Source organism: Sphingobacterium sp. JB170 (assembly GCF_900163865.1).
Classification (GTDB): Bacteria; Bacteroidota; Bacteroidia; order Sphingobacteriales; family Sphingobacteriaceae; genus Sphingobacterium.
This window is the reverse complement of the sequence record NZ_FUKU01000013.1, coordinates 159450-176015: the sequence shown is the minus strand read 5'-3', so window position 1 is coordinate 176015 and position 16566 is coordinate 159450. Positions and strand designations below refer to the sequence as shown.

Below are 16566 nucleotides of genomic sequence, written 5' to 3'. Positions count from 1 at the left end.
CCTCGTAGAAGCAAATATAGGATTAATTCTGCTAATGACCTGTTTTCCTTTGGTTTTCTCGTGCGGGTATCATTATCTTTGTTCCCTTAGATTTGAATCAATATTAATGAGCGAAAACGCCAAACAACATACCCTTAAAGGTTTGTTTTGGAACGCTGTAGACCGTTTTGGGAATCAGCTTGTTACCACTATCGTTGGCATCATCACCGCAAGGGTCCTTGATCCGAGTGATTTTGGTGTGGTGGGGGTACTTTTGATTTTTTCGACCATTTCGACAGCGTTTGTTGACAGTGGCCTCGCTACGTCACTGGTGCGGGCGCCGCAGGTACAAGAAAGAGACTACTCGACCATGTTTGTGTTCAATCTGGTGGTTTCGTGCGTGCTGTACGGCATTTTGTTTCTAGCGGCTCCCGCGATCGAGCGTTTCAACGAGATTCCAGGGCTTGCGCTGTACGCCAGGGTGATGTTTCTGCAGCTCATCGTGCACGCTTTTGGTATTGTTCAATACGTGAAATTATTAAAGAGCTTCTCGTTTAAAGCAACTGCGCGTATCAACGTGTTTGCCATCATCTTTTCGGGTATCGTTGTGGTTAGCTTGGCTGTGACAGGCTTTGGTGTATGGGCGCTCCTACTACAACCCGTCTTGTATTCGCTATCGCGTACGGTGCTACTGTGGGTGTGGGGAAACTGGCATCTGGATCTGCGATTTTCTAAAAGATCGTTCGACAGGCACCTTTCTTTCTCGCTATCCTTCATGGTGGGCAGTATGCTCAGCAAGGTTTTCTCACCGATGTATTATTCATTTATCGGTAAGCATTTTACAACTGATTTAACAGGCCTTTACTATCAGGCGAACAAATGGGGGGAGACACCCAACTTGCTGCTATCGAGCATTGTACAGGGGACGACACTTTCCACCCTTGCACCTATTCAGCACGATTTTCCTCGTTTTTTGAACGCTTGTCGAAAGTCGATCCGATCATTAGCATTTGTGCTGTTTCCGGTGAGTATCTGCGCAGTTGCGGTGGCCGAACCGGCTTTTGTTTTTTTCCTTGGACAGAAGTGGCATAGCTCGGTAATCTACTTTCAGATATTATGCTTTGCGGGAATTTTTATCTCCCTAGCGGATATGAACGTGAACTTTCTGAACATTAAGGGGCGCTCGAAACTTACCTTGTGGCTGGAGGTATTCAAGATTGCGCTGGCCGCCTTGGTACTGTGGTTGACTTACAAACAGGGGGTCATTTATATTGTATATGGGCAGCTGGGTATTCGGCTGGTATTTTTCTTCCTCAGCGGCTTTTTGAGTGGGCGCGTGTATGGTTTGACGACCGGACTGCAGTTGCGAGATATCTTTCCTGCTTTTCTGCTTAGCGCTGCGGCTTTTCTGGTGGCCGCGGCTGTAGTACGTCTATTTCCTGACATGGGGAATTTGCCTACTGTATTGATGCAGGGATTGCTTTTTGTAGTCGTATATATTGGAGGAAGCCATTTGTTTAAAAATGAGATATGGCTAGAGCTTTTGGCGCTGGCGAAAACGAAGATAGGTAAAAAATAGATATGGAAATTGCGCGTGGAAATTGGGTAGGATACCAAACGGTGTTTTATAATTTGAAGTCGGGGACGTATTCCAATAATATCGGTGAGGTTATCGATTACCGCAATTTAGAAATTGACCGGGAGGGACTTGCTGCCTATTTGGACTTTGGCTATGCGGTGTTTGGACGCACGGCTGTGAAAGATGTACACTACTTGTTGCCTGGAGAATCGCTCTTGCTGCAGCAGGGGAATCTTGTGCTCGCGCAGCATCCCGATGCCACGGTCGGTAAGCTCGGAATGCCCGCTAACGTGGATGAAGTACTGGGCATGCTTGAGCGTAGTGTAAACAAATGGGCAGGCTCTTTTAGTGAAGACATATTGATTCCTACCAGCGGCGGTTTCGACTCCAGGCTCTTGAATGTGCTCATCCACGATAAGCAGCGTATCCGTTCATACACATATGGAACTTCCTACCATCAAAATAAATCGCGCGAAGCGGTATACGCTCAGCAGCTATCAAAGAAGCTGGGTACGTACTGGAAGCGTATTGACCTAGGCCGCTTTAACCAATATCTTCCAACGTGGTATGATCAGTTTGGTCCGGCCGTTGCGGCATCGGGAACCTATCATATGGAGTTTTATAAGAAAATCAAGCAGAATGAACAGGGACGCAAGCTGGGGCTACTCAGTGGTATAATTGGTGACGCCTGGGCTGGTGCGGTAGACGTTCCGCCGGTGCAGAGTCCAGCGGAGTATGTACGCTTGGGCTATACGCATGGCATGAGCGCTGATGCTTCCCGGGCGATCAATACAAACTACAATACCCTCGCTGAGCAGGCCTATGAGCGGAACAGAGAACACCTTGCTATTCCTGAGTTTCGTATTATTACCGCCATGCGTACCAAGATGATGTTGCTACAGTATCTTATCACGGTGCCTGAGGGCGAAGGGTTCGCGGGCTTCTCGCCATTCCTTGACGAAGATATTTCACTCGCCACGCTCAACTTACCGGCCGAGCAGCGGCAGGGCAGAAAGTGGCAACGCGATTTTTTTTCCAATCGAGGACTGCTCTTTGAGGAACAGAAACACGACTACACGTACCAGAACTCACTGAATTACGATGCGCTTCGTCACGAGGTGTTGCCTCCGCTAAATGTTTCGCTTTTGCGTGAAGTGTTCCACGAGGAATATATACACTGGATAAATCGGGAGCTTAGCGATATGGGCATGGGTGAGCGCGTCTTCCAGCGTTTAATGCATACCCCAAAGGTAAAAGAGGTACTGAAGCTTGCCGGGTTTAAGAATAAACTGATATCAGCATATTTTGCGTATATTACGATTAAACCCATTGAGATACTATTAGAGAAACGAAATGCCTCATAAGTTACTTTTTACCGGTGATGTTGTTCTGGCGTCCAAGCCTGAATTTTCTCCTGCCCTGCGGGAGTTGTTTGAGATTCAGCAGCTGCGGTGCTGTAATTTCGAGGCCCCCCTGCAGGGACTAGGCGCGGCATTGGAAAAGACGGGACCATTGGTCAACCAATCGGCGCAGGCCCCGACAATTTTAAAAGAATTGGGGTTTGATTTGTTTGCTTTAGCGAACAATCATATTATGGACTACGGCCCTGAGGCACTTATGTCGACCCGCCAAGCTCTCGGTGCAAAGAACACGGTAGGCGCAGGTACGGCGGAGGATGCTTATGGGATGCGCATTAGAGAAATTGAAGGTGTAAAATATGGTTTTCTCGCCTACGCCGAGAATGGTTATGGAGCACTGAGTGATGATAAGGCTGTGGGTTATGCCTGGGTAAATAGTAAACGGGTAGATCAAGATATTAAAACTTATAAAAAGCAGGTGGACCTACTTATCGTGCAAGTGCACGCGGGGGTGGAGATGGTCGATGTACCTATTCCCGAGTGGCGCGAGCGATACCGGGCGCTAGTAGATCAGGGCGCTGACGTGGTTTTGGCACATCATCCGCACGTATTACAAGGGATGGAATTCCACCAAGGAAAACCTATTTTCTACAGCTTAGGTAATTTCTACTTTGATGGTTTCTCACAGCGTAAGGACTGGATGGTGGGCGGCGCGCTGGAGCTGCAGGTGGATGCTGGAAAGCTTGTTAGTTTTACGATGCATATCATTGAAAAGGAGGGTACGCTGGTATCGTTGATGCCGCAAGAGCAGGCTGAGCGGCTCTTTGAGGTCTTGAATTCGAAATTGGGCGATCAGGCCGCCTATCTAAGGTATGTCGATGACATCGCGCAGCAGCAGTGGCACGCCCATCACGTAAATTATTACCAAAAGGGCGTTAACGGACTTGTCAGGTATAAGCTCAAGGCAATTGCCAAGCATTTTAAGCGATTGGTATTTAATCGAGGGGTAGATTACAATATGTTGTGGCACAATATGCTGATCGAGAGTAATTTTTGGATTGTTCAGCGTGCGATTAGAAAAATATACCGCGATCGTTAAAGCGGACGGTTTTTCCGGCGTGCCATCAGTAGCACTCGGACGCAAAAACTATTTGTTCGCCGGCAGTCATGAAGCGCACAGCGGTCGGCAATCATATATTCGTTCTTCGAGATCTGCAAAAAGCATGAGGCCACCCCTTCCAAATGGCTAAAGCATACTTTGCTCAACATATCCTCCATAAATCACAAAAAATTCCAAGACCTCTATCCCCAGAACGATTAACAAATTCGCGACAAATCAATTATGTAGTTCGTAGGACGCATACGTTTCGTTGGTGTTAAATGATATCAGAACTGGCAAATCAAATTTGAAATATAAAAGGAAGTGATTTGAGCACAAAATTACGACTGTAATCTTCCCTTAAAACAACTACGAATATTCATGTAGTCTTATAATTTAGGGACAATGAAAAAAAACCAAGTTTAGCGAATCACAGGTCATCAAGATTTTATTACAGCAGGAGGCGGGACAATCGGTTTCCGATATCTGTCGCGATTATGGTATCTGCCAGGGGACATTCTATTCATGGAAGAGCACTTACTCCGGCATGGAGATTTCCTGACTCAAGCTGCTCGGGGAAATGGAAAAAGAGCTGGCACAGGAGAACATCCCTGCTTTGTCTATTCACTTATCAGATTGTTCGCCACATTTTTCGAAAGTAACTTAGTTTACCAAAAGTTACTGTTACTTTTGTATACAATGTTTATATAATAAACTTTGTATACGTAGCTTTGTCTTAATTAGAAAAGTAAGAATGTCCGTTCAACATGTACTGTATATGAATGTTTAGGACCCAAAACAAAGAAACAATGGAACAATTCACATTAATGATTAAGTTTACAGCCACTAAGGAAAATCATGAACAATTTAAAGAAGAACTTTTAAAATTATTCAGTATTATCAAAGGTGAAGCAAATTTTGTTAGTTCGATTTTACACCAGAATATACAGAAAGAAGAAGAGTATATGGTGTATGAGATTTGGAACGATAATATTGATCATTTTTTAAACGTCCACATGAAGAAACCGTTCGTACTAGAATGGGAAAAATTACTCGTGGAAATGGATATAAAGCGTGAACCTATAGTTTATACTCCTATAGGGAGATTTGGAACAGCAGAATAATTGACTAATAATCCATAGCCTACGTAAGGCGGAATAGTAAAAGCAAATAGCTCTTGGTGGTTATTTGCTTTTTTGTCTAACCTGATTTTTAAGCAGATAGTTTATATACTCGTCCCTGCATTAGTAGCTGTTGCGACTGTCGAGGGGATGTAAATATCACTGATGCTCCATCAGCCTCAACAATTTCGAGAGATTGACAACGGGAGGATTCTCCATTCCGACAGGAGTTAACATACTTCGGTTGAAGTGAATATGAATCGTTAATAATTAGATGTTTGTATTCATTATATGTTAGTTAGCCAAATTTCTACTTTTGAGTGGTCTGATTTTACGTGGGGCTCACAGTCTACTCTTTTTCTTCTCGTGACATTGTTAAGTGAATAAATTTCTTTAACTTTTTTTTGTATAAAATTCAGTGACTTCCAACGGAGATTCATTCACATTTTTAGTTCCAACGTCTTAACAACCGAATTTACAAAAACCGATACGATACGTTACTCTACTAGGACTTTCTTTATCCTCGTCATGCTCTTTATTAACTAGCTTTCAGCTCGGCCTACCAAGCTCGATAATGTTTTGTATGGAGTTGCCTATTGCTATGAATATATGCCCTCAGAAAGATTAGTTCTGGACATCCGAATGATGAAAGAAGCTAATATTACAGTTATGCGGCTATTGGCTTTTTATAGTTTTGATCAGGTGTTTCCTAATTTAATCATTCATGAAAACGTTCGGTATTGTAAAATTTGAAATATATTTTAAGCCCGTGAAATAACTCTAGTCCATTACGGTATCTTCGCAGATATATAGCCTCATATTTTACACTTCTCCCTAACCTTTCAATGGCATTGTCCAAACTTTTGGATAATCTAGTCGAAAATGCAAAAAAACCAATTAGACTCTCTCACAGGAACAGCCGCTTCACTGATACCCACCAAACAACTCAGAATGCGATAATGATTTTTTCAATTTGAAACCTGTAAATGGCATAACGCTGATATCATTATAAAATTAATGACCCCGATTTTGAAGGTTCCTATAGCGATTTGATGTCAGATCGCGGGAAACAATATCTAACTCCCTTTTTGAGGATATTCACTGTACGCTTACTTTTAAAGTAAATTTCTCCTGCTATCTAAAGTTCGCATATATTTGCTCGTTTTAGTTAAGGCAGTACCAAATTTAGTATAAACCATATGAAATAATTATATTAGCAAAATAACTATTAACTTATTTTATGAACATTAAATTATTCATTTCGACGTCGCTTTTGATTGCTTCCTTCTCTCAATTGTCAGCACAAGATTTTTCGAAGGAAACCATTTGGCAGGGGAAGCTAAACAATATTCGACTGGTCCTAAAAATATCTAATGATAGCATAACGAATCAAAATACAGCTGTGTTCGATAGTCCTGATCAAGGAGCAATGGGTTTGCAAGTTTCCGATCTAACGATTACAAAGGATAGTGTGATTGCGTTATCAGCTCAAATAGGTGGTGGTTTCTTCGGTGCTTTTAATGCCGATAGAACAGAGCTCGTAGGGGAGTGGAAGCAAGGAGGAACAATGCCATTAGTACTTAAAAGGGTCGAAAAGGAGATTGAAGTTAAAAGACCACAAACGCCAAAGGCACCATTTCCTTATCAAGAAGAGAAAGTAATTTACCACAACCACGACAAGTCTATTCAATACGGTGCTACATTAACGTTTCCTGATACAAACCAGAGCACGGCAGCTGTTATTTTAATTAGCGGATCTGGTCAACAAGATAGAGATGAGACTTTGTTTGGACATAAGCCTTTCTGGGTAATTGCCGATTATCTAAGCAGAAATGGTATCGCGGTGTTGCGGGTAGATGATCGGGGAGTCGGCGAAACGACGGGCGAGGTAATGAGCGCTACGTCAATGGATTTTGCAGATGATGTTTTGGTAGGCATAGAATATCTAAAAGCACACAAAGGAATTAATATTAAGAAGATAGGTTTAATAGGTCATAGTGAAGGGGGGGTGATTGCTCCTTTGGCTGCCATGAAGTCTGAAGACATTGCTTTTATAATAAGTTTGGCAGGCGTAGGAGTTAAAGGGATGGAATTGATGCAGAAGCAAATTCATCAAGGAAATGTGCAGCTCGGACTGAATGCTGAGGAGATCAATAAGGTAGATACATTAGTCCGCATGATCATTGATCTTTCTGACCGGTACACTGATAAAAAGCAATTACAGGCCGCATTTGCAAAAAGCATGCAGGAATGGTTAGATAATCAACCAGAACCGCTTCTGGTTAAGCTTGGTTATAAAGGTCCTAATGCAGATAAAAATATAGATCAAATGGCGGGCCGTTTTTTCATGCCATGGATGCGTTTCTTTTTGAAATATGATCCGTCTACTACGCTAGGGAAAATTAAGATACCTGTATTGGCCCTAAATGGAGAAAAAGACACTCAAGTGTCCGCTAAAGAGAATCTTGCCGGTTTCAATAAATTACTTACGAAAGCGGGAAATAAGAATTTCAAAACAATGGCTTTACCTAATTTAAATCACTTTTTTCAGCATGCAGAAACCGGGGATATGAGTGAATATGCCACCATTGAAGAGACTATTTCTCCTGAGGTTTTAAGTATCATGGAAAACTGGATAAAGGATTTATAGGCAAGCATATCAAAACGAAGTTAAAGCAACCTGAGCGAAGGGTTCGAATGCTCCAATTCCAGCATTTTAAAATAATACATCTAGGTTCTCGTCACGATTAACGATGTTTTTAGTATTAAAAATTCGTGATAACCTTGCATATTACTATTGGTGCAAATTTATTATCACTCAATTTATTTTGGTAACTTTGTAACAAGAGGTAACAGTAGCGCTTGGTAATTTAATAACTTATGATTGAAAACAATTGCATGGACGGACACAAAAAAGAGATTATGGCAGTCCATGATTCGATGGACGTGTTAAATGGTAAATGGAAAATATCTATCTTATCTTCTATCTGCTATTATAACAAAAGAAGATTTTCCGACATCTTAAACGATGTTAATGGGATATCGAACAAAATGTTAAGCAAGGAACTGAAAGAATTGGAAATTAACAAACTCGTTACCAGAACTGTATTGAATACTCACCCTGTTACGGTCCAATATGAATTAACAACGTATGGCTTGTCACTTAAAAAAATCATAAATAGCCTTACAGAGTGGGGCTTAGAGCACCGCAAGGTGATTACGGGCAAGCGGAGCTAATGGCCAATGTCCTATCCATCTAATAAATGAGACTAGTAATAATTTTATTTTTTTAAGCCGCCAGGTTCCCAGTGCAGAAATTTGATATGGGTATGGCTACGGTTCAGGAACATGAACATTTCAACACTGGTAGGCAGACGCTGCATCACCGAAACCACCATACCACAAAGCCCGTCAAAACTTTTACGCAGTGGCCATCGTAAGGATAGAACCAATGTGAGTGGCGCAGTGAAAATACCGAGCTACAAGCGGATACGCTGCGATATCAGAGAAAGATCCTTAGATACTTTCAGTCAAATGCCCCAGGGGTAGATAATCTCTATCTGATCACTTTTGTGCTAGATACAGATGTCATTTCAATAGATCCTCACGTGCTTGAGTCCTGTTCATTGTCCAGGACACTCTATTTCGTTAATGTGCGTGTTTGTCTCAATTTTCTCGCAGAGAGTTATTACTAGCGAGGGAGATATCGATTAATCTTTTGAAAAGGTGTTTTTTTTCTTTTGGAACATGGGGTATATACTTGAAATTTTGTTTAAATGTTCCATTGCCACTGCTATTGTTTTGCAACTCTATTAATGCGCCTGATATTTGATCATTATTTTCATTTTTTATTGAAACATTGAAGGGAGATTTTATTTTACAATCAATTTGTAAAGTCATTTTGTGTGTGTCATTTGATAGTTTAATGGTGTATAGATTTTGTACTTTATCTTTTTTTGATTCCATGATAAAACCATTTGAATAAATTTTATTATGAATATTTCTAAACTGTAAAACGTCAAAACCCAAATGGCTTTCTTCTGATAAATAAAGTTTTCTGTTAGATAGAACAGTATCTTTATTGTTGATCTTGAATGTGTATATAGAGTCTGTCTCCGTGTTTATCAATTCATGAGAATAAACGCTTTCAAATTTATGCTCTGTTCGATTTCCAGAGCTGTCAATTTGAAGAAAATGGTTTCTCCTTTTTATAATTTTCAATAAAAAATTATTCATTTGATATGTAGTGTCTGGAGATTCTTTTAATAAATCATTTAATGTAGAGTAATGTACGTAAGACCATTCATTTCTATTATGCTGTTCGTTTTTTTTAAAAAATGAACAGCATAATAGAAATGATATAAATATTGTTGTGTGTATCATATTATTTATCAAAATTTTATTGGTAACCATGTTGTTCTTTTTCAGCCTCGGTCATATAATTAACATAAACGGAAGTACTAGTATAATATGGATTTGAAAAACCAAGAGCAGGATTAGAGTTTGAAAGTACACCATCTATGTATAGATCAGCATATCGTCCATGGTTTTCTGAGGATCCAGATGTATGCTCCCATGAAATAGTTTGCCCCAATAAGGAGTTTATTCCTGTCAATCTTGAAGATATAGCGTCAATACTTTCTATTTCAGCATAAATGTTTGTTGTTTGATCGGTAACAGTTATAATTATCTGATCAGATTTTCGAACCGTAAAAATTCCTTCAACACGCCATAAACCAAGCACATTTTCTACTATTTTAAAATTTGATCGGAAAGAACTATTAGGTACTCCGGACAGAGAAAGGTGTGGAAAACTACCACCTATAGTTGAATTAAATAGATCAGCGGCTTGACGTTCTCCATATAAATCTATATAGTAATCTTCAAGTTCCTTTTTATCTTGTGGAGATAAATAAGTTATATCAGATAGTTTTTTTATAGATTTTTTGTTAGTACCTATGATATTAATATTTTGATGTGAGTTAACGGCTTTTGGGCTGTCTAGTAATGACCCTATATCGTTAATTCTTTTTTGAAGAAGATATTTATAATTTACATCAGTTTCCTCGGATAAAGCGTTTCTTAATTCAACGATAGCATTGTAATTGTATCTTGTTGAAGTTCCTGTGGCTGAGACGAGTTTATTTTTTGACTCTGGATAAGCCGTGTTTTCATCTTTTTTACAAGCAGAAAAAAGAGCAAATAACACTATTAAATAGATTTTGGTCTTCATGGTTATTTTCATAGTTATTTTTTTTTAAAAATACATAAGGCATGTTAAACTCCAGTTGTTTTATTATTATGTTTAAGTAACTTTTTTTGTTAGGCTCCGATTAATTAACATAGGCTTTCGGCTTTTAGATTGGTACTAGTATTATGGGTAAATGGATTCTTGAAGAACCCCCCATTTGATCATTACGGGAGGAGGTCTTGATTGCAATGGCGCATGGAAGAAGTGGACGGTGAAAAATCATATATACCTTTTCCCTGTCAAGGCATTTCGTTCGTAATACGTTTTGTTGTTACGGATGCTTGGCATTACCGACCAACCATTTGTGGATCGTTAGTTTGTGAAGGATTGGGTTTTTTATACAAAGCGTATCAATGTCATACACGGAGGAGGTTGCGTTTGCAACCAAGGAAGTGGTAGATAGTAATGGTAATAATCTCTTTAAGAGGAGATTCGCAGTCGGTAGGGAGTTAAAAGTTCAAACCAAAACATTGCCTGAACTTGTAGCACTGTATCAACAGATTACTTTATCTTTTCATCAAAACGGGAAGGCCTTTTTGGTTACGTTCAATTTCTGGAAATGATCCACGATCGTTTCCAGAAATTGAACGTACAGTTGCCTAACTTTAATGTGGTTCGCGACTAGATAATCTTTACGAAGTTCGCAAATTCTTTCAGTTTAGGATGAGCCGCATCTAAATCCGTTACCAGGTAGGTGACGTCACGAAGAGGGGCGACACGCATTTTTTGGTTGGAGTTTAGCTTCTCGGTGATTGATAAGATCGCGAGAGTTTTCGAGCTTTTAATCATTGCGCGCTTAATTTGAACAACTTCCCAATCGGAGTCTGTGATCCCTTCATCTAACGAGAGGCTGTTTGTTCCAAGTAGGCACAGGTCAACGCGTAAGTCGGAGAGTTCATTTATAACCTGAGATCCGGTCACAATATTCGTGTTGCGTGATAGCTTGCCGCCAATAAGGATAACGTCTATATTTTCTTTTTCTGCTAGCTCGAGAGCCACGAGGGGGCTAATGGTGAAAAAGGTGCACTGAATATCGCTCGGTACCAGTCGGGCAAGTTCAATCATGGTCGTTCCGCCACCGACGAGTACGGTCATGCCTGTTTGAATCAACGACATCGCCTTTTTGGCAATTTCTTTTTTGGATTCTTTGGCGTATACGTTTCCTTCTTGAAAAGGAAATTGGAATGATTTGGAAAGCGCTCCACCGTACACCTTTAATACTTGACCATTTTCTGCAAGTTCATTTAGATCGCGGCGTATCGTATCTTCGGAAACATTTAGCTGTACGCTAAGGTCCGAAGACAACACTTTGTTGTGTAAGTTTATCTGGTGAATGATATAGGCTTGTCTTTCTTCCTTTAACATAAGTCTAGTGATTAGTAGATTATAATTCTTATTTAATTGGAGTCTTCTTCGTCCCCTTTTAGCTCTTGCTTTGTTACTCGTGCTTTAAAACGCGGTTTGAATCCCGCTGGCTTACTAGCTATTGGTGTTTCTGTCGGTTCTTCAGGAATCTCCGACACTTCTTTTGTTTCCATGTCTGGCTCCGTTGCTGGCTTTGTTACGCGTGCTTTAAAACGTGGTTTGAACCCGGCTGGTTTACTAGCTGGGGGTTGTCCTGTCGGTTCTTCAGGAACCTCCGACACTTCTTTTGTTTCCTTGTCTGGCTCCGCTGCTGGCTTTGTTACGCCCGCTTTAAAGCGTGGTTTGAACCCGGCTGGTTTACTAACTGGGGGTTGTTCTGTCGGTTCTTCAGGAACCTCCGACACTTCTTTTGTTTCCTTATCTGGCTCCGCTGCTGGCTTTGTTAATCCTGCTTTAAAACGTGGCTTGAACCCGGTAGGCCTGCTGGAAGTTGGTAACTCAGCAGCTTGTTCCGGAACTTCGGGCACCTCCTTTGTCTCTTTGCCCGGCTGTTCCAATGCAGGTTTAGTTGTTCCCGGCTTGAAGCGTGGCTTAAATCCAGCGGGTTTGCTTTCGGCTGCTTCAGCTGCTAGGGACTGTTCTGTCGGACCGGCCGCAGCTGTAGCTTTAGAGCGGGACTTGAAACGCGCTGGTGCAGGACTCGTTTCTTTTGCATCTGGGCTCTGTACGGTTGGTGCTTCGGTTTTTACCGCTGTTTTTACTGCTGGTGCAATGTTCAGGTGGTATTTTTTTCGAAGTGAATTGAACCAAAACTTCTTGGTATGGTCAAAACTTTTTTCTCCCATTTGGGCATAGTGATTCCTAAACTCTTCGTAAAGAGGTCGGTCGGCTTTTTGGAGCAAAGAAAGGTCTATTTTCTTTTTATTAAAAAATTCTTCGAACGTTTGCATTATAGGCTATAAATTTAGGAAATATAACTAATAACCGCATGACTTTATTGCCAAAGAATCGCGCGCATTTTTTTTTAAGGAATTTGGCCTGTGTGTATTTGCTTTGTGGGACTAGGAAGTATGGGGTTTGGTTTTGATGCGCGGCTAAGAGTGAGCCAATGGTTTAGTGGGATTCGTATCAATGCAAAAAAGAGCAGGCGAATGCTATTTCGCCCGCCCCGTAGTATATTTTAATCCATGTTATGGTAGACCGCTTGAATATCGTCATCTTCTTCGAGCTTATCGATCATCTTGAGCACGTCGGCTACTTGGTCCTCAGGTAGCGAACTATGCGACAAGGCGATGCGTTCTAGTTTTGCTTCTTTCACTTCGATGCCTTTTTCTTCCATAAGGCTTTGCATATTTCCAAAATCTTCGAAGGATGTTTGTAACACAACTACGTCGTTACCCTCTTCGTCAGCCTCTACGTATAGTTCTTCCAGACCTCCGTCGATTAATTCGAGTTCTAACTCTTCGATATCCGTGTCATCGTCGGCTAAAAAGCGAAATATTGATTTACGCTGGAAAATAAAGTCTAATGATCCGGTTTTACCTAACGATCCACCCGCCTTGGTGAAGTAACTACGAATGTTTGCGACGGTGCGGTTGGTGTTATCTGTTGCTGTTTCTATTAAAACCGGTACGCCATGAGGTCCGTAGCCTTCGTAAACATATTCCTCGTATCCTTTAGCATCTTTCTCTGAAGCGCGTTTGATCGCCGCCTCTACGCGGTCCTTAGGCATGTTTACCGCCTTTGCGTTTTGCATCGCCGTGCGTAGGCGAGAGTTGTTTTCTGGGTGAGGTCCGTTTTCTTTAACCGCTATGGCGATTTCTTTTCCTAAACGTGTAAACTGCACGGCCATTTTAGCCCAGCGTTTAAATTTTCTTTCTTTCCTAAATTCAAAGGCTCTACCCATTTTCGTTTGTTTTATTTTAGATTCTCAATCATGTCTTTCGTCATGGCCTGTAAATCAAACGTCGGTTTCCAGTTCCAGTCTTCTTGCGCGACGGTATCTTCGATGCTTGCCGGCCAGGAGTCTGCTATCGCTTGACGAGGATCATTTTCAACGTAAGACATCTCAAAATTAGGAAGAATTTTTGTAATTTCTTCTGCAATCTCCGCCGGTGTGAAGGAGATTCCGCCTAGGTTGTAGCTCGAACGTACTGTTAGCTGCTCTTGCGCGGCATCCATTAAAGCTATAGTTCCAGCGACGGCGTCTTCCATATAGAGCATGGGTAGAGCTGTGTCCGCAGAAAGGAAGCAGCTGTATTTTCCAGATTTTAAAGCCTCAAAGAAAATATCCACAGCGTAGTCTGTTGTTCCACCTCCTGGGGCTGTTTTCCAAGATATGATACCTGGATAACGAAGGCTACGGATATCTAGGCCATATTTTTTATGGTAGTATTCGCAAAGGCGCTCGCCGGCAAGTTTGGATATACCGTAAATACTATTGGGGTCCATGATACAGTATTGTGGGGTGTTCTGTTTTGGCGAGTGCGGGCCGAACACCGCAATAGAACTGGGCCAGAATATCTTTTTGATGCCGAGCTCCAAAGCAAGATCTAAGACATTTAGCAGACCGTTCATATTGAGGTCCCACGCTTTCATCGGATACTGCTCACCAGTTGCAGAAAGCATCGCTGCTAATAGGTATACCTGTGTAGGTTTATATTTTTCAAATAGCGCTTTTAAGGCCGGCTTATCTAAAACATTGATAATTTCGAAAATCTCACCTTCCTTCGGGCTCCTTGGTTCGCGAAGGTCGGAGGTAATAACGTTTTCACTGCCAAATTTCTGGCGAAGGGCAACAGCTAGTTCGGTACCGATCTGACCGTTTGCGCCAATCATAATTATACACTCTTTCATCGCCTCAAATATAGCTCATTTTTTACCTTTTTGTCAAGTCTTGGTGGGTGAGAAGGTATGAGTAAAGGGGCTGTTTTTCATGCAATAGCGCCTGTTTTTGACGCGCGCAATCGATGCCGGAAATGTCCTTTTTTCTCATCGTTTTTCTGCGGGAAATAACAACGTGGTGGTGCTGTTTTTTATCGAGGAAGGCCTTTATAGCTTTATTCAATCGGTTGACTATTGGTAAGCACCGAAGAAAGCCACGCTTCTTGTGGGCGAAATTATAGTGAAGATAGTAGAAATTGAGGTGCTAATTTGCGTGATAAAAATGCGGTTATGACGAAGAAAATTTGGTCAGAAAAAAAATGTATTTTTTTTTTCGCAGAAGGCTTTTTGGAACAAATTATAGTGGAAAATTAATGTTTTCCTCCCATTTTTGCTGTTTATATTAGTGAATTTTGCCGCACTAGGCGTTTATTTTTGTTGCGTTGGGGCATATAATTTATGCGCTCGGGCATATGTAACGTTCGACAATTATCGTTATTGACTGCCCAAATGAGCGGCTGAATGTTGTTGTGTCCGTATTATATTTTCTCGCGGGAGTCTTTTGGCGAATTCAGGTTAATATCTGCCGCGGCGTCGGATAGCCCTGAAGGCCTGAGTGTCGCTCGTATTATGAATGTGTGAATGAATATTGCCGATTATTGATTATTTGTTATTAATATACGTAGTTTTTAGATTAATTTTTATATTATCTACTTAGTTGGTGGATTGTTTTTTGCTCCCGTGTCATATAATGTTCGGTTTATTTTGTATGTTTGGCTCTTTAGGATTTAAGTCGTTAAGTTTTAAAATCATTTTATATAACATATTAACAAATTAGCTATGAAAGTTGCAGTAGTAGGCGCAACAGGCCTTGTAGGGTCAGAAATCTTGACCGTATTAGCGGAACGTAATTTCCCCGTAACAGAATTAATTCCCGTTGCTTCCGAAAGAAGTAAGGGTAAGGAAATCGAGTTCAAGGGTAAAAAGTATAAGGTTGTAACGCCAAATGAAGCTATTGCACTTAAACCGCAAGTCGCCCTATTTTCTGCTGGCGGTGAAACCTCTACGGAGTTTGCTCCGTTATTTGCCCAGGCCGGAATTACTGTTGTAGACAACTCTTCGGCGTGGCGCATGGACCCGTCTAAGAAGCTCATTGTTCCAGAAGTGAACGGTCTGGAACTCTCGTCCGAGGATAAGATCATTGCCAACCCGAACTGTTCGACTATTCAGATGGTTGTTGTTTTAAAGCCGCTGCATGATAAATATAAAATTAAGCGTGTGGTTGTTTCTACCTATCAGTCTGTAACCGGAACAGGCGTGAAGGCGGTAACGCAGCTTATGGATGAGCGTGCCGGTAAGCAGGGAGAGAAAGCATACCCTTATGAAATCGATCTTAATGTCATTCCGCATATTGACGTATTCCAGGATAATGGATACACGAAAGAGGAAATGAAGATGATTCTAGAGACCAACAAGATTTTGGGTGATGATTCTATTCGCGTGACTGCAACTACCGTGCGTATTCCCGTGATGGGCGGACATTCGGAAGCTGTGAATATCGAGTTTGAGAATGATTTCGATTTAAATGAGGTGCGCGCTATATTAGCGGAGCAGGAAGGTGTCATCGTTGTTGACGATCCGGCAAATCTAAAATACCCGATGCCTAAAGATGCGCACGGGAAGGACGAGGTGCTGGTAGGACGGATTCGCCGCGATGAATCACAAGATAAAACATTAAATCTATGGGTAGTAGCAGACAACCTTCGTAAGGGCGCTGCAACCAACGCTGTCCAAATTGCGGAGCTTTTAAATAAAAAGGGGCTTTTATAAGTTTGACTAACTACCATCAGAATTAGGGGCGTCCGTCCTTGTATTTTGTGTATATAGAGAGCAGGATTCTTTGAGAGTTCTGCTTTTCTTTTTAAGGTTTT

Annotated in this window: 15 protein-coding genes and 2 pseudogenes; 10 read left to right on the top strand and 7 right to left on the bottom strand. The window is 41.4% G+C overall.

Annotated elements, in window-relative coordinates; all coding sequences use genetic code 11:
• The first annotated feature begins 106 nt into the window (after positions 1-106).
• The 8 genes and pseudogenes from FM107_RS02125 (at position 107) to FM107_RS02090 (ending at position 8373) form a co-directional block, all read left to right on the top strand.
• Positions 107-1558 (top strand): lipopolysaccharide biosynthesis protein, encoded by a 1452-nt coding sequence (locus tag FM107_RS02125; RefSeq protein ID WP_179204380.1) that lies wholly within the window; start codon positions 107-109, stop codon positions 1556-1558.
• Between the two features lie 2 nt (positions 1559-1560).
• A complete protein-coding gene (locus tag FM107_RS02120; RefSeq protein WP_086946861.1) occupies positions 1561-2922 on the top strand; it encodes an asparagine synthase-related protein in 1362 nt (453 codons plus the stop codon).
• Positions 2912-4015 carry a CapA family protein gene (locus FM107_RS02115; RefSeq protein WP_086946860.1) on the top strand — a complete coding sequence of 368 codons (1104 nt, stop codon included), beginning with the start codon at positions 2912-2914 and terminating at the stop codon, positions 4013-4015. Before FM107_RS02120 ends, FM107_RS02115 begins: the two co-directional genes overlap by 11 nt.
• Positions 4016-4043: 28 nt before the next feature.
• Positions 4044-4237 (top strand): annotated as a pseudogene (locus tag FM107_RS02110) (IS66 family transposase); the annotation flags it as partial.
• A 199-nt stretch (positions 4238-4436) separates the two neighbouring features.
• A pseudogene (locus tag FM107_RS20145) lies at positions 4437-4577 on the top strand (transposase); the annotation flags it as partial.
• Positions 4578-4824: 247 nt separating this feature from the next.
• The gene (locus tag FM107_RS02100) at positions 4825-5139 is read left to right on the top strand and encodes an antibiotic biosynthesis monooxygenase (RefSeq protein ID WP_179204379.1); all 315 of its coding nucleotides are present in this window, start codon (positions 4825-4827) and stop codon (positions 5137-5139) included.
• Between the two features lie 1237 nt (positions 5140-6376).
• Positions 6377-7786: a S9 family peptidase gene (locus FM107_RS02095; RefSeq protein ID WP_086946858.1), complete on the top strand. Its 1410-nt coding sequence runs from the start codon at positions 6377-6379 to the stop codon at positions 7784-7786.
• Positions 7787-8016: 230 nt separating this feature from the next.
• Positions 8017-8373 (top strand): helix-turn-helix domain-containing protein, encoded by a 357-nt coding sequence (locus tag FM107_RS02090; RefSeq protein ID WP_086946857.1) that lies wholly within the window; start codon positions 8017-8019, stop codon positions 8371-8373.
• 44 nt (positions 8374-8417) lie between these two features.
• Here the strand turns inward: FM107_RS02090 and FM107_RS20140 are convergent, their stop codons facing one another.
• Positions 8418-8519: a hypothetical protein gene (locus FM107_RS20140; protein ID WP_373407985.1), complete on the bottom strand. Its 102-nt coding sequence runs from the start codon at positions 8517-8519 to the stop codon at positions 8418-8420.
• Between FM107_RS20140 and FM107_RS19855 the strand changes: the two genes are divergently transcribed.
• Positions 8485-8685 carry a hypothetical protein gene (locus FM107_RS19855; RefSeq protein ID WP_256959289.1) on the top strand — a complete coding sequence of 67 codons (201 nt, stop codon included), beginning with the start codon at positions 8485-8487 and terminating at the stop codon, positions 8683-8685. The two genes, FM107_RS20140 and FM107_RS19855, sit on opposite strands and share 35 nt — an antisense overlap.
• Positions 8686-8802: 117 nt before the next feature.
• Here the strand turns inward: FM107_RS19855 and FM107_RS02080 are convergent, their stop codons facing one another.
• The 6 genes from FM107_RS02080 to FM107_RS02050 all read right to left on the bottom strand — a co-directional run bounded on the left by FM107_RS02080 (position 8803) and on the right by FM107_RS02050 (position 14608).
• A complete protein-coding gene (locus FM107_RS02080) occupies positions 8803-9519 on the bottom strand; it encodes a hypothetical protein (RefSeq protein ID WP_143559401.1) in 717 nt (238 codons plus the stop codon).
• Between the two features lie 16 nt (positions 9520-9535).
• On the bottom strand, positions 9536-10381 hold the full coding sequence (locus tag FM107_RS02075; RefSeq protein ID WP_086946854.1) for a hypothetical protein: 846 nt from the start codon (positions 10379-10381) through the stop codon (positions 9536-9538).
• Positions 10382-11008: 627 nt separating this feature from the next.
• Positions 11009-11752, bottom strand: a complete 744-nt coding sequence (locus tag FM107_RS02065) for a DeoR/GlpR family DNA-binding transcription regulator (RefSeq protein ID WP_086946852.1) — start codon at positions 11750-11752, stop codon at positions 11009-11011.
• A gap of 32 nt (positions 11753-11784) precedes the next feature.
• Complete coding sequence (locus FM107_RS02060) at positions 11785-12702, bottom strand: hypothetical protein (RefSeq protein ID WP_086946851.1); 918 nt, start codon at positions 12700-12702, stop codon at positions 11785-11787.
• Positions 12703-12932: 230 nt separating this feature from the next.
• Entirely contained in the window at positions 12933-13658 is a 726-nt protein-coding gene (locus FM107_RS02055; RefSeq protein WP_086946850.1) for a YebC/PmpR family DNA-binding transcriptional regulator, read from the bottom strand.
• Between the two features lie 11 nt (positions 13659-13669).
• Positions 13670-14608: an NAD-dependent epimerase/dehydratase family protein gene (locus FM107_RS02050; protein ID WP_086946849.1), complete on the bottom strand. Its 939-nt coding sequence runs from the start codon at positions 14606-14608 to the stop codon at positions 13670-13672.
• 867 nt (positions 14609-15475) lie between these two features.
• Between FM107_RS02050 and FM107_RS02045 the strand changes: the two genes are divergently transcribed.
• Positions 15476-16465, top strand: coding sequence for an aspartate-semialdehyde dehydrogenase (locus tag FM107_RS02045; protein WP_086946848.1), 990 nt, complete (start codon positions 15476-15478; stop codon positions 16463-16465).
• Positions 16466-16566 lie beyond the last annotated feature (101 nt).

Excerpts from the sequence above, each read along its gene's own strand:
- FM107_RS02080 (WP_143559401.1), bottom strand. The coding sequence starts at position 9,519 with ATGATACACACAACAATATTTATATCATTTCTATTATGCTGTTCATTT.
- FM107_RS02100 (WP_179204379.1), top strand. The coding sequence starts at position 4,825 with ATGGAACAATTCACATTAATGATTAAGTTTACAGCCACTAAGGAAAAT.
- FM107_RS02045 (WP_086946848.1), top strand. The coding sequence starts at position 15,476 with ATGAAAGTTGCAGTAGTAGGCGCAACAGGCCTTGTAGGGTCAGAAATC.
- FM107_RS02065 (WP_086946852.1), bottom strand. The coding sequence starts at position 11,752 with ATGTTAAAGGAAGAAAGACAAGCCTATATCATTCACCAGATAAACTTA.
- FM107_RS02125 (WP_179204380.1), top strand. The coding sequence starts at position 107 with ATGAGCGAAAACGCCAAACAACATACCCTTAAAGGTTTGTTTTGGAAC.
- FM107_RS02055 (WP_086946850.1), bottom strand. The coding sequence starts at position 13,658 with ATGGGTAGAGCCTTTGAATTTAGGAAAGAAAGAAAATTTAAACGCTGG.
- FM107_RS02090 (WP_086946857.1), top strand. The coding sequence starts at position 8,017 with ATGATTGAAAACAATTGCATGGACGGACACAAAAAAGAGATTATGGCA.
- FM107_RS20140 (WP_373407985.1), bottom strand. The coding sequence starts at position 8,519 with ATGCAGCGTCTGCCTACCAGTGTTGAAATGTTCATGTTCCTGAACCGT.
- FM107_RS02115 (WP_086946860.1), top strand. The coding sequence starts at position 2,912 with ATGCCTCATAAGTTACTTTTTACCGGTGATGTTGTTCTGGCGTCCAAG.
- FM107_RS02060 (WP_086946851.1), bottom strand. The coding sequence starts at position 12,702 with ATGCAAACGTTCGAAGAATTTTTTAATAAAAAGAAAATAGACCTTTCT.
- FM107_RS02075 (WP_086946854.1), bottom strand. The coding sequence starts at position 10,381 with ATGAAAATAACCATGAAGACCAAAATCTATTTAATAGTGTTATTTGCT.
- FM107_RS02050 (WP_086946849.1), bottom strand. The coding sequence starts at position 14,608 with ATGAAAGAGTGTATAATTATGATTGGCGCAAACGGTCAGATCGGTACC.
- FM107_RS02095 (WP_086946858.1), top strand. The coding sequence starts at position 6,377 with ATGAACATTAAATTATTCATTTCGACGTCGCTTTTGATTGCTTCCTTC.
- FM107_RS19855 (WP_256959289.1), top strand. The coding sequence starts at position 8,485 with ATGAACATTTCAACACTGGTAGGCAGACGCTGCATCACCGAAACCACC.
- FM107_RS02120 (WP_086946861.1), top strand. The coding sequence starts at position 1,561 with ATGGAAATTGCGCGTGGAAATTGGGTAGGATACCAAACGGTGTTTTAT.